A 13,525-nucleotide genomic window follows, 5' to 3' on the forward strand; every position below is an offset into this window, starting at 1 on the left:
TGCCGCGCTCACGAGGACGACGAAACCGGCCTCGTGAGCTTGTCGATCCGCTCGAGTTCGTCCTCGGTGAAGGCGGGGCCGTCCACCGCGGCCAGGTTGACCTCCAACTGCTCGACGCTGCTCGCGCCGATCAGCACGCTGGTCACCCTCGGATCCTTCAGCACCCACGACAGCGCCATCTGAGCCAGCTTCTGCCCGCGTGACGACGCGATCTCGTCGAGGTCGCGGGCCAGCTCCGTGTCGATCCTCTCGGCCGGCAGGAACCTGCTCGTCGCCGCCCGCGAGTCGGCGGGCACGCCGCCGAGGTAGCGGTCGGTCAGCAGCCCCTGGGCGAGGGGGGAGTAGACGATGCAGCCGATTCCCTCCTCCTCCAGCGTGTCCAGCAGCCCGTCCTCGACCCACCTGTTGATCATCGAGTAGGACGGCTGGTGGATGAGGAGCGGCGTGCCGAGCTCGCGCATGATCCTGGCCGCCTGCGCGGTCTGCTCGGCCGAGTAGTTCGAGACGCCCGCGTACAGCGCCTTGCCCGAGCGCACCGCCCGGTCCAGCGCGCCCATCGTCTCCTCCAGCGGCGTCTCAGGATCGGGACGGTGGCTGTAGAAGATGTCGACGTAGTCGAGGCCCATGCGCTCGAGCGACTGGTCGAGGCTGGCCAGCACGTACTTCCTCGAACCCCACTCCCCGTACGGCCCCGGCCACATGTCGTACCCGGCCTTGGTGGAGATGATCAGCTCGTCGCGGTAGGGCAGGAAGTCCTGCGCGAAGACGGCGCCGAAGTTCCGCTCCGCCGAGCCGTACGGCACGCCGTAGTTGTTGGCCAGGTCGAAGTGCGTGACGCCGCGGTCGAAGGCGGCGCGCAGGATCTTCCTCGAGTTCTCGATCGGCCGGTCGTCGCCGAAGTTGTGCCACAGGCCGAGGGAGACCTGCGGGAGCTTGAGCCCGCTCCTCCCGCTGCGCACGTACGGCATCTTCTCGTAGCGGTCCTGCGCCGCGATGTAGCTCACTTGGTTCCTCTTTCGATGATCCAGGACAGCGCGAACGCCTCTTCCTTCCACGCGTCGTAACGGCCGCTGCGCCCGCCGTGCCCCGCGCCCATCTCCGTCTTGAGCAGGAAGGGGCCGCCCTGGGCGGTGGCCCGCAGCCGCGCCACCCACTTGGCCGGCTCGTGGTAGAGCACCCTCGTGTCGTTCAGGCTGGTGATCGCCAGGATCGGCGGGTACGTCTTGGCCTCGACGTTCTCGTAGGGGGAGTACCCCTTCATGTAGGCGTAGACGTCCGCGTTGTGCAGCGGGTCGCCCCACTCGTCCCACTCGATCACGGTCAGCGGGAGCGTCGGATCGAGGATGGTGTTGAGCGCGTCGACGAACGGCACCTCGGCCACCACGCCCGCGAACTCCTCAGGAGCGAGGTTGGCGACCGCGCCCATCAGCAGGCCGCCCGCCGACCCGCCCCTCGCGATGATCCTGTCGCTCCAGCCGATCGCCTTGAGGTGCCTGGCGGCGGCGACGAAGTCGGTGAAGGTGTTCTTCTTCCTGGTGAGCTTGCCCTCCTCGTACCACCTGCGGCCCATCTCGCCGCCGCCCCTCACGTGCGCGACGGCGAAGGCGAAGCCGCGGTCGAGCAGGCTGAGCCTGGCCACGGAGAAGCTCGGGTCGATGGAGGTCTCGTAGCTGCCGTAGCCGTACAGGAGGGTGGGGGCGGGCTTGCCCGCGTCCTTCCTCTTCACGATCGAGATCGGCACCTTGGTGCCGTCCTCGGCCGTCGCCCACTCGCGGAACTGCTCGTACTCGCCAGGGTCGTAGCCACCGAGCACGGGGCGCTGCTTCAGCAGGATCAGCCGCCTGGTCTCGAGGTCGTAGTCGTAGACGCTGGGCGGGGTGACCATGCTGGTGTAGCCCAGCCGCAGGCGCTCGGTCGTGAACTCGGGGTTGCCCGCCGGGCCGACGTCGTAGAGCGGCTCGGGGAACTCGATCTCGTACGCGTCGCGGTCCTGCAGCGGGTAGGGGAGGATGCGGATCCCGGTCAGGCCGTCGCGGCGGAAGTGGACGACCGCGTGGGAGGCGAACGCGTCGACCTCCAGCAGCCGGGTGTCCTCCCGGTGGGCGATGAGCGGGGTCCAGGCACCGGGGTCGTCGAGAGGCGCGGTGGCGAGCTCGAAGTTCTCCGCGTTCTCGTTGTGCAGGACGAAGAAGTGGTCGCCCGCGTGCTCGATGCCGTACTCCACGCCGGTGACGCGCGGGCGCACGACCTTGAACTCGCCCGTCGGGTCGTCGGCGTCGAGGATGCGAACCTCGCTGGTGATCTTGCTGCCCGCGCCGAGGACGAGGTACTTCTCGCTGCGGGTCAGGCCGATGCCGACCCAGAACCGCTCGTCGCTCTCCTCGTAGACGAGCACGTCGTTGTCGGCGCTGTCGCCGAGGGTGTGCCGGTAGACCTGGTAGGGACGCCAGGCGTCGTCGATCCTGGTGTAGAAGAACGTGGTGCCGTCGGCCGACCAGGTGCCGCCGTAGAAGACGCCGCTGATCTCGTCGGCGAGCTTCTCTCCCGTCTGCAGGTCCTTGAAGGACAGTGTGAAGCGCTCGTCGCCCTTGTAGTCGGTGGAGTAGGCCAGGAGCTTGCCGTCGGGCGTGACGGCGCTGGTGCCGATCGAGAAGAAGTCGCTGTCGCCGGCCAGCTCGTTGCCGTCCAGGAGCACCTGCTCGCCAGGGAGCGTGCCGTCGGTGGTGACCACCGGCGGCGTGTCCCCCTCGGCGGGGACCCGGCAGGAGATGCCGTACTGCTTGCCCTCCTGGGTGCGCGAGAAGTACCACCAGGCGCCCTTGCGGCTGGGGACGGACAGGTCGGTCTCCTGCGTACGGCCCTTGATCTCCTGGAAGACCTGCTCCTGGAGCTCCTCCAGGTGTCCGGTCTCCTGCTTGAGGAAGTCGTTCTCCTGTTGGAGATAGGCGATCGTGTCAGGGTCTTCCTTGTTGGTGAGCCACGCGTATTCGTCGATCACGGTGTCGCCGTGATGGGTGCGCTCGCTCGGTACCTTCTTCGCCAGAGGCGGGATGTGGCTGCTCACCTGGCCGAGTCTACGTTTAGCGTCCCGAGCGCTCGGGAGCGCTGCTAATCTTTAGATGCCGACGCGGTGCGGCGCAACCATCTGGTGGCGGAACCGCAGGACGTCGACACTCCCTTCTGGTGCAGCGGTTCTGAAGATCGGTTCGCGGATCGACTGAAGAGCTGGTAAGTTAGAGGGGTTGCCCCGGAAGCGGGGTGGTCGAAATTCTAGAGAGTCTGGCCGGTTTGACATCAAATCGGACGAACTGCTAAGATTGAGACATAACGAAGCGAGTGCCACCGGGCAGGTGACGGTGAATGCGTCCGTTTCTTGAGAACTCAACAGTGTGTTAAAAGCCAGTGCATGATGCACAACCCCGTCCATTGGACGGATTCCTTTGGTTGGAACATTCATGTTTCAGCCGGGAGAAATTCTCAAACATTGTTTGGAGAGTTTGATCCTGGCTCAGGACGAACGCTGGCGGCGTGCTTAACACATGCAAGTCGAGCGGAAAGGCCCTTCGGGGTACTCGAGCGGCGAACGGGTGAGTAACACGTGAGCAACCTGCCCCTGACTCTGGGATAAGCCCGGGAAACTGGGTCTAATACCGGATACGACCGCCCCCGGCATCGGGTGGTGGTGGAAAGTTTTTTCGGTTGGGGATGGGCTCGCGGCCTATCAGCTTGTTGGTGGGGTAGTGGCCTACCAAGGCGACGACGGGTAGCCGGCCTGAGAGGGCGACCGGCCACACTGGGACTGAGACACGGCCCAGACTCCTACGGGAGGCAGCAGTGGGGAATATTGCGCAATGGGCGAAAGCCTGACGCAGCGACGCCGCGTGGGGGATGACGGCCTTCGGGTTGTAAACCTCTTTCAGCAGGGACGAAGTTGACGTGTACCTGCAGAAGAAGCGCCGGCTAACTACGTGCCAGCAGCCGCGGTAATACGTAGGGCGCAAGCGTTGTCCGGAATTATTGGGCGTAAAGAGCTCGTAGGTGGCTTGTCGCGTCTGCCGTGAAAGCTCGCAGCTTAACTGCGGGTCTGCGGTGGATACGGGCTGGCTAGAGGTAGGTAGGGGAGAACGGAATTCCTGGTGTAGCGGTGAAATGCGCAGATATCAGGAGGAACACCGGTGGCGAAGGCGGTTCTCTGGGCCTTACCTGACGCTGAGGAGCGAAAGCGTGGGGAGCGAACAGGATTAGATACCCTGGTAGTCCACGCTGTAAACGTTGGGCGCTAGGTGTGGGGATCTTCCACGATCTCCGTGCCGGAGCTAACGCATTAAGCGCCCCGCCTGGGGAGTACGGCCGCAAGGCTAAAACTCAAAGGAATTGACGGGGGCCCGCACAAGCGGCGGAGCATGTTGCTTAATTCGACGCAACGCGAAGAACCTTACCAAGGCTTGACATCGCCCGGAAAGCTGCAGAGATGTGGCCCTCTTCGGACTGGGTGACAGGTGGTGCATGGCTGTCGTCAGCTCGTGTCGTGAGATGTTGGGTTAAGTCCCGCAACGAGCGCAACCCTTGCTCCATGTTGCCAGCAGGCGCTTCGGCGTGCTGGGGACTCATGGGGGACTGCCGGGGTCAACTCGGAGGAAGGTGGGGATGACGTCAAGTCATCATGCCCCTTATGTCTTGGGCTGCAAACATGCTACAATGGCCGGTACAGAGGGTTGCGATACCGTGAGGTGGAGCGAATCCCTAAAAGCCGGTCTCAGTTCGGATTGGGGTCTGCAACTCGACCCCATGAAGTCGGAGTCGCTAGTAATCGCAGATCAGCAACGCTGCGGTGAATACGTTCCCGGGCCTTGTACACACCGCCCGTCACGTCACGAAAGTCGGCAACACCCGAAGCCCGTGGCCCAACCAGCTTGCTGGGGGGAGCGGTCGAAGGTGGGGCTGGCGATTGGGACGAAGTCGTAACAAGGTAGCCGTACCGGAAGGTGCGGCTGGATCACCTCCTTTCTAAGGAGCACCGACTGATCTTTGATCGGTCTACGTCGAGGTCATCAGCGAACGTCTGATGCTCGGCAGCTCATTAGTGGAGCACTGGCTACTCAACCAGGTTTGGTTGCCTGCGGGTTAGTACCGCCTTCTTCGGAGGGAGTGGGAACGGCCGTGAGGGGGCTTGGACTGGTTGGACACACTGTTGGGTCCTGAGGAAACGGACCGGATCGTAGAGGCCACCCGCTGCGGGTTTCGCATGGTGGCCTGATCCGTCTGTTCCGCCTCATACAGGATCATTGAACGATCGGGTTTTTGCCGGGTCGGGATGTGGTTGCTGTTTGTTGTTTGAGATTTGCATAGTGGACGCGAGCATCTTTGTGGCCAAGTTTTTTAGGGCACACGGTGGATGCCTTGGCATCAGGAGCCGATGAAGGACGTGGGAGGCTGCGTTAAGCCTCGGGGAGTCGCCAACCAGACGTTGATCCGGGGATGTCCGAATGGGGAAACCTAGCACCAGTCATGTGGTGTTGCCTCCGCCTGAATGTATAGGGCGGTTGGTGGTAACGCGGGGAAGTGAAACATCTCAGTACCCGTAGGAAGAGAAAACAACAGTGATTCCGTGAGTAGTGGTGAGCGAAAGCGGATGAGGCTAAACCGGGCATGTGTGATAGCCGGCAGGCGTTGCATGTTCGGGGTCGTGGGACCCTCTTGACTGATCTGCCGATTGGTCGAACAGTGAGAAATCGATGGGGTAGTTGAAAGCTCTGGGAAGGGCTGCCGTAGACCGTGAGAGCCGGGTAGGCGAAACCTTGTCGACTGTTTGAGGGGATCCCAAGTAGCACGGGGCCCGAGAAATCCTGTGTGAATCTGCCAGGACCACCTGGTAAGCCTAAATACTCCCTGATGACCGATAGTGCACTAGTACCGTGAGGGAAAGGTGAAAAGTGCCCCGGTGAGGGGTCGTGAAATAGTACCTGAAACCGTGTGCCTACAAGCCGTAGGAGCTTACATCAGCTTGCTGGTGTGTGATGTGACTGCGTGCCTTTTGAAGAATGAGCCTGCGAGTTATGGTGTGTGGCGAGGTTAACCCGTGTGGGGGAGCCGTAGCGAAAGCGAGTCTGAATAGGGCGTTTGAGTCGCATGCTGTAGACCCGAAGCGGAGTGATCTACGCATGGGCAGGTTGAAGCGAGGGTAAGACCTCGTGGAGGACCGAACCCACCAGGGTTGAAAACCTGGGGGATGACCTGTGTGTAGGGGTGAAAGGCCAATCAAACTCCGTGATAGCTGGTTCTCCCCGAAATGCATTTAGGTGCAGCGTCACGTGTTTCTTGCCGGAGGTAGAGCACTGGATGGCCGATGGGCCCGACAAGGTTACTGACGTCAGCCAAACTCCGAATGCCGGTAAGTGAGAGCGTGGCAGTGAGACTGCGGGGGATAAGCTCCGTAGTCGAGAGGGAAACAGCCCAGATCACCGACTAAGGCCCCTAAGCGTGTGCTAAGTGGGAAAGGATGTGGAGTCGCAGAGACAACCAGGAGGTTGGCTTAGAAGCAGCCACCCTTGAAAGAGTGCGTAATAGCTCACTGGTCAAGTGATTCCGCGCCGACAATGTAGCGGGGCTCAAGTACACCGCCGAAGTCGTGGCATTGATGAGAACTTGTTCTTGTTGATGGGTAGGGGAGCGTCGTGCAGCCGGCGAAGCAGCAGAGTGATCTAGTTGTGGAGGCTGTGCGAGTGAGAATGCAGGCATGAGTAGCGAATGCAGGGTGAGAAACCCTGCCGCCGAATGACCAAGGGTTCCTGGGCCAGGCTAATCCGCCCAGGGTAAGTCGGGACCTAAGGCGAGGCCGACAGGCGTAGTCGATGGACAACGGGTTGATATTCCCGTACCCGCTTTAACACGCCCATATCGAACCTCGTGATGCTAAGAGTCCTTAAGCCCCGCAGCGTCCTTCGGGACAAGTGGTGAGGCTGAACGCTCGATCCGATCGGGTAGTAGGTAAGCGATGGGGTGACGCAGGAAGGTAGTCCAACCCAGGCGATGGTTGTTCCTGGGGTAAGCATGTAGGGAGTGTCGTAGGCAAATCCGCGACGCATTGATCCTGAGATGTGATGCCGAGCCGATTGTGGCGAAGTGGATGATCCTATGCTGCCGAGAAAAGCCTCTAGCGAGTGTTGTGGCGGCCCGTACCCTAAACCGACTCAGGTGGTCAGGTAGAGAATACCAAGGCGATCGGGTGAACTGTGGTTAAGGAACTCGGCAAATTGCCCCCGTAACTTCGGGAGAAGGGGGACCTCTGCTGGTGACGAAACTAGCTTTCTGAGCTGGTGGGGGTCGCAGTGGCCAGGGGGAAGCGACTGTTTACTAAAAACACAGGTCCGTGCGAAGTCGTAAGACGATGTATACGGACTGACGCCTGCCCGGTGCCGGAACGTTAAGGGGACCGCTTAGCTGTGGCAACACAGCGAAGGTGAGAACTTAAGCGCCGGTAAACGGCGGTGGTAACTATAACCATCCTAAGGTAGCGAAATTCCTTGTCGGGTAAGTTCCGACCTGCACGAATGGCGTAACGACTTCCCCGCTGTCTCAACCGCAGACCCGGCGAAATTGCACTACGAGTAAAGATGCTCGTTACGCGCAGCAGGACGGAAAGACCCCGGGACCTTCACTACAGCTTGACATTGGCGTTTGGAACGTCTTGTGTAGGATAGGTGGGAGACTGTGAAGCTCGGACGCTAGTTCGGGTGGAGTCATTGGTGAAATACCACTCTGGTCGTTTTGAACGTCTAACTCTGGTCCGTGATCCGGATCGGGGACAGTGTCTGGTGGGTAGTTTAACTGGGGCGGTTGCCTCCTAAAGAGTAACGGAGGCGCCCAAAGGTTCCCTCAGCCTGGTTGGCAATCAGGTGTTGAGTGTAAGTGCACAAGGGAGCTTGACTGTGAGACTGACGGGTCGAGCAGGAGCGAAAGCTGGGACTAGTGATCCGGCGGTGGCATGTGGAAGCGCCGTCGCTCAACGGCTAAAAGGTACCCCGGGGATAACAGGCTGATCTTCCCCAAGAGTCCATATCGACGGGATGGTTTGGCACCTCGATGTCGGCTCGTCGCATCCTGGGGCTGGAGTAGGTCCCAAGGGTTGGGCTGTTCGCCCATTAAAGCGGTACGCGAGCTGGGTTTAGAACGTCGCGAGACAGTTCGGTCCCTATCCGCTGCGCGCGCAGGAGACTTGAAAGGGGCTGTCCCTAGTACGAGAGGACCGGGACGGACGAACCTCTGGTGTGCCAGTTGTACCGCCAGGTGCACGGCTGGTTGGCTACGTTCGGAAGGGATAACCGCTGAAAGCATCTAAGCGGGAAGCTCGCCTTGAGATGAGGTCTCCCACCACGTTGTGTGGGTAAGGCTCCCGGTAGACGACCGGGTTGATAGGCCGGAGGTGGAAGCACGGTAACGTGTGGAGCTGACCGGTACTAATAGGCCGAGGACTTGACCACAAAGCTTTTGCTCGCGTCCACTAGGCAATTCTGAGACAACAAGCACGTCTGTGTTTGTTGGTTTCACAGGGTTGCGGCGGTTATAGCGTAGAGGAAACACCCGGTTACATTCCGAACCCGGAAGTTAAGCTCTGCAGCGCCGATGGTACTGCACTCGGGAGGGTGTGGGAGAGTAGGTCGCCGCCGCGCAATCTTTGTATGGAAGGGCTTCACCCGTTGGGTGGGGCCCTTTCTGCATTTCCGGGGGTCTTTTGTTTCCAGATCGCTTTCCCCCGACTTGAGCTTGAATCGGCTTCGCACCGCCGGCTGATTCCCCTCGCCTGGCGTCCAGCGGACCCCGTGAGTACGTATGTGCCGACCGGAGAGCGCCTTTTCGGAAAGACCTAGCGGCCGTTGTCTGCCGCGTCCGCTACAAAGAGCAAGGCGCCCCTTCGTGACCACGACGGCGCCCGGCCCGTCCTCGGGCCGTGGCGCCCCACACCCAGCGCCCCACACCCAGCGCCCCACACCCAGCGCCCCACACCCAGCGCCCCACACCCAGCGCCCCACACCCAGCGCCCCACACCCAGCGCCCCACACCCAGCGCCCCACACCCAGCGCCCCACACCCAGCGCCCCACACCCAGCGCCCCACACCCAGCGCCCCACACCCAGCGCCCCACACCCAGCGCCCCACACCCAGCGCCCCACACCCAGCGCCCCACACGGTGATCCGCGGACGGAGACCCGACGGGATGTCTCGGCGCGGTTCCGGGGGACGGGCCGGGTTTACGGGGTCTCGGCTGAGTTGGCGGGAATGGTCCGGTAGTGCCAGGGCGTGAAGTCGGCGAGGGTGCGCCCTTGCGTCAGTACCGCCTCATAGATGGCGTGGCTGCGGACGCGCTCACCCCTCGACGACACCTCATGCTCGATGGCAGAGATCGCTGGACGAGCCTCGGAGCGAGACGAGACGGCCTCGGGCGTGAGACGAGACGGCAGGGTGCGTATGTGGGCGAGCTCGGCTGGCGGGGAGGTTCGTCGATAGGCCAGATATCGCGATTCCAGTCCACGCCGGTCGGAGTCCAATACACCACCGCGGGATACAAGCCATCGGGATAGGCAGGCTCGGTGTTCCAGCGGCTCATGTCGTCGCGAGAGTGCACCTGCCGTACCCGGGATTGGAGGGCAAGCGAGCGCCGAACTGGACGACGCGCTCCTCCGTCGCATCGTCGCGCCGAAGGCAGGTGACGTCGATGTCGGGATCGCGGGTGACCATCAGGCCGAGGGCGGCGCTGACGATCGGTTGGGGTGGGCCTCCGATGGCTGTGCGTCACGCGGGCGGCCGGTTCAGGAACGAGGGCCGGTGACGTATACGAGGGCCGGTGACGTAGAGGGCGCGGGAGACTGGCGGGCCGAGCACCAGGCTGTTGATCGGTTCGGGTGAGCCTGCGATGGCTGAGCATCGCTCGCCCGGCCAGTTTGGGGGAGTGGACTGGTGACGTCGACGTTGAGGTTGCGGGAGACCATCAGCTGAGCGCCGCGGTGGCAACCGGTTCGGATGGGCCTCCGATGGTTGAGAGTCGCCTGGCTGACCAGTTCGGAGGAGAGAGCAGGTGACCTTGAGGACGCGGGCGACTGTCAGGCCGAGGGCCACGCTGCGATCGGTTCGGGTGGGTCTCCGATGGCTGCGCGTCACCCGGGCGGCCGGTTCAGGAACGAGGGCCGGTGACGTGGAGGGCGCGGGTCAGGCCGAGCACCAGGCCGGCGACCGGTTCGGGTGAGCATTCGATGGTTGGATGTCGCGCGACCGATTAGTTCGGGGGGCGCCGATGGTGGAGAGCAGTTGCTCCAGTCGGAGATCGTTGCTGACTTTGTGGTCTTCGGTCTGTAACTGGTTGGTCCTGCTGATGGAAAAGGGACATGATCTCAAGATTGTCAGAGGGCTCGGTTAGGTTGCCTGGCATGGATTCTCAAGATCTTCTCTTCCATCTGCATCGTGAGCTGGTGGCGTTTCGAGCGTGTCTGGACGTCGATCTCGAAGCGCCGATCGAGCACTGCGGTGACTGGACACTGCGTGATCTCGCTGAGCATCTGGGTGGGTCCAATCTGTGGGCGGCCGTGGCAGTCACGGAGAGGCGGGGTGACTATGTGGCTCCCGCTGCTCCGAGAGATCGTGACGGGTTGCTGCGGTGGTTCGATCATGCGTCGGTGACCTTGCTCGAGGCGCTGGCCGGTGATCCGTCGGCTGAGGCGTGGACGTTCCATCCGCCCGGCACGGTGGGGTTCTGGCGGCGGCGCCGGTGTCTCGAGGCGCTCGTGCACCGGTGGGACGCCGAAAACGCTCTGGGTACGGCTGGCATCCTCGATCCTGAATTGGCGAGCGAGGGGGTGACTGAGGTGTTCGACACGATCGCGCCACGACAGGTCGTTCGGGGACGGACGCGACCGCCTGGCTGCGCGGTGCGGCTTGACGCAACCGACACGGGGTCGTCGTGGACGTACGGGCCTGGGGCTCCCGTTGCCAAGGTGTCCGGTACGGCCGACCACCTCTTGCTGATGTTGTGGGGCCGGCTGCCGATGACCGATGAGGTGTTGGTGTGGGAGGGCGACAGCGACGCGGGTCTCAGAGCGCTGGCCGGTCCGCTGACGGGCTAGCGATCGCCCCTAGGTGAGAGGACGACCGGTGAGGTGGGTCTGGGTCCCGGGGGTGCGGCTGGTGCGCTGATGGGCTCGAGGTCGCCCCTGAGTGGGAGGGCGATCGGGAAGTTCTGGGGCGCTGGCTGGTGCGCTGATGGGGCTAGAGGTCGGCCCCGAGGAGGGCTCGGCGACCGGTGAGGTGGGTCTGGGTCCCGGGGGTGCGGCTGGTGCGCTGATGGGCTGGAGGTCGCCGCTGAGTGGGAGGGCGATCGGGAGGAGGTCTTGGGCGTTGGCCGCTTTGCTGACGGGCTTTGAACTCGGCCGCGTTAGAGAGCGTCTCATAGAGAGTGATCGCACCAGATGGAGGTTTTCTACGAGAATCGTCATTCGCGAGGAATGTGAGGTGTCTTTGCGGGCAGTGACCGACGGCGCGAGACGGAGATCCTTCCGCGTGAGCGGTTACCACCGCGCGGAGGGCGAGCGCTCTCTGGGCGGGTCGCTGAAGGTGTGGGTCGGAGGAGGCTCTCGTGAGGGAGCGTCGGAGGTGCGAGTGAAGTGGTCTTGTGGGAGCGATCGCCGAGACGTGGAGGGGCATCTTCCGCGCCTCCGCCCACGGCCCGAGGAACAGCGTGCCAGCGAGTTCACGCCTAGGGGACAGGGTTCCCGTGGCCTAGGACTTGAGGAGCAGCGGGTTGGCGAGCTCACGTCCACCGGACAGCGTGCCCGTGGTCCTTGGTTTGAGGAGCAGGGTGTCGGCGAGTTCACGCCCAGGGGACAGGGTTCCCGTGGCCTAGGACTTGAGGAGCAGCGGGTTGGCGAGCTCACGTCCACCGGACAGCGTGCCCGTGGTCCTTGGTTTGAGGAGCAGGGTGTCGGCGAGTTCACGCCCAGGGGACAGGGTTCCCGTGGCCTAGGACTTGAGGAGCAGCGGGTTGGCGAGCTCACGTCCACCGGACAGCGTGCCCGTGGTCCTTGGCTTGGGGAGCAGGGTGCCTGCGGCCTCCTAGCTGAGGGACAGGGTGGCTGCGGCTCAGGGGTTGAGGAGCAGGGTGCCCTCGATCACCGTTACCGCGCGGCCGGCCAGGTCGACGCGGTCGCCTCGGAGGGTGGTGCGGACCAGGCCGCCTCTTGCCGACAGCTGGGCGCCGAGGAGGGAGTCGCGGCCGAGCCTGGCGGACCAGTATGGAGCGAGGGCGCAGTGGGCCGAGCCGGTGACCGGGTCCTCGGGGACGCCGACGCGTGGCGCGAAGAAGCGGGAGACATAGTCCGCGGCGGTGGAGGAAGAGGCCTGGGCGGTGACGATCACGCCTCTGGCGTCCACGGATTCGAGGGCCGGAATGTCGGGCCTGAGGGAGCGCACGCTCTCCTCGGATTCGAGCTCCACCAGCAGGTCGAGCTGGCTGCGGCTCACGCTCACCACCGCAGCTCCAAGTGCCTTTTCGAGGCCGTCAGGAACTGTGGCAAGCGTCACTTCTTTGGCCGGGAAATCCATCGTGATCAGTCCGTCGTCGGATGGATTCACGGTGAGGATTCCACTCTTCGTCTCGAAATGGAGCGCTCCGGTGGCCGCGCCTGTGGAATAGAGCACATGAGCCGTGGCCAGCGTCGCGTGACCGCACAGCGATACTTCGACCGCCGGAGTGAACCAGCGCAGCGAATTACCGAGCAGGAACGCCGTCTCCGACAGACCCATCTCGGTCGCCAGAGACTGCATCCAGGTGTCGGAAGCGCGTGCGTTCAGGAGGCAGACAGCGGCAGGATTACCGTGGAATGCTGTGTCGGTGAAGGCATCGACCGTGAACAGACGCATGTGGTCGATGATATAGGCGGCGATATCCAGTCGAAACCGGGACGCTTGCCGTACAAAATGGAATATGTGTTGGGCGTGTCGCATGGCGAACGCCGAAGCGTCGGTTACCGTCCAATGTGTAGGGACGTGCCGATTACGGTGAGTTCCTGAGGAAAGGACAAGCCGATGGGGGCAGTGCGCAAGGTGGTGAGCTACCTTGGCCTGGGCGGGATCGATCAATACGACGACGGCTACGAAGACGAGCAGTACGAAGATGAGTACGTGCCGGCTTCGGAGCGTGCCGCGAAGCGGTGGCGTGCCACCGTCGAGTCGTCGCGGATCGTGATGGTCCAGCCGCTGAAATACAACGACGCACCGATGATCGGGCAGCACTTCCGTGAGGGGCAGACCGTCATCATGGACGTCACCGGCATGCCCATGCCGGAGGCGACCAGGATGGTCGACTTCGCGGCCGGGCTGGCCTACGGATGCGAGGGTCGGATCGAGCGCATCGCGGACCGGGTGTTCCTGCTCGCGCCCGCGCACGTGGAGATCGAGAACACCTGAGTCAAGCGGCGGCCCGTGAGGGTCGCTCTGTGAGCGTACGCTGGGCCGGCTGGGGGGCTGGTCTGGTGTGTCCG

At 63.1% G+C, this 13,525-nt stretch carries 5 protein-coding genes and 3 rRNA genes; 5 read left to right on the top strand and 3 right to left on the bottom strand.

The features are described from left to right. Nucleotides 1–8 precede the first annotated feature (8 nt). Both mgrA and ABFX55_RS39575 read right to left on the bottom strand, forming a co-directional pair. The gene (gene mgrA, locus ABFX55_RS39570; RefSeq protein WP_346128382.1) at nt 9–1,004 is read right to left on the bottom strand and encodes an L-glyceraldehyde 3-phosphate reductase; all 996 of its coding nucleotides are present in this window, start codon (nt 1,002–1,004) and stop codon (nt 9–11) included. After that, entirely contained in the window at nt 1,001–3,064 is a 2,064-nt protein-coding gene (locus tag ABFX55_RS39575; RefSeq protein ID WP_346128384.1) for a S9 family peptidase, read from the bottom strand. Before ABFX55_RS39575 ends, mgrA begins: the two co-directional genes overlap by 4 nt. Nucleotides 3,065–3,485: 421 nt before the next feature. On the opposite strand from ABFX55_RS39575, the gene ABFX55_RS39580 reads away from it, so the two are divergent. The 4 genes from ABFX55_RS39580 to ABFX55_RS39595 all read left to right on the top strand — a co-directional run bounded on the left by ABFX55_RS39580 (nt 3,486) and on the right by ABFX55_RS39595 (nt 11,113). Next, nucleotides 3,486–5,007, top strand: a 16S ribosomal RNA gene (locus tag ABFX55_RS39580). Nucleotides 5,008–5,368: 361 nt separating this feature from the next. After that, nucleotides 5,369–8,480: ribosomal RNA gene (locus ABFX55_RS39585) — 23S ribosomal RNA — on the top strand. Nucleotides 8,481–8,552: 72 nt separating this feature from the next. Further along, nucleotides 8,553–8,669 (top strand): 5S ribosomal RNA (gene rrf / locus ABFX55_RS39590). The 16S, 23S and 5S rRNA genes sit together here, the layout of an rRNA operon. Nucleotides 8,670–10,420: 1,751 nt before the next feature. Then, on the top strand, nt 10,421–11,113 hold the full coding sequence (locus ABFX55_RS39595) for a maleylpyruvate isomerase family mycothiol-dependent enzyme (protein WP_346128386.1): 693 nt from the start codon (nt 10,421–10,423) through the stop codon (nt 11,111–11,113). A gap of 1,012 nt (nt 11,114–12,125) precedes the next feature. Here ABFX55_RS39595 and ABFX55_RS39600 read toward each other — a convergent pair. Next, a complete protein-coding gene (locus tag ABFX55_RS39600; protein WP_346128387.1) occupies nt 12,126–12,905 on the bottom strand; it encodes a PhzF family phenazine biosynthesis protein in 780 nt (259 codons plus the stop codon). Between the two features lie 165 nt (nt 12,906–13,070). Between ABFX55_RS39600 and ABFX55_RS39605 the strand changes: the two genes are divergently transcribed. Then, the gene (locus ABFX55_RS39605; RefSeq protein ID WP_183654494.1) at nt 13,071–13,451 is read left to right on the top strand and encodes a cell division protein SepF; all 381 of its coding nucleotides are present in this window, start codon (nt 13,071–13,073) and stop codon (nt 13,449–13,451) included. Nucleotides 13,452–13,525: the final 74 nt, after the last annotated feature.

It is taken from the genome of Nonomuraea roseola, from assembly GCF_039535395.1.
Lineage (GTDB): Bacteria > Actinomycetota > Actinomycetes > Streptosporangiales > Streptosporangiaceae > Nonomuraea > Nonomuraea roseola.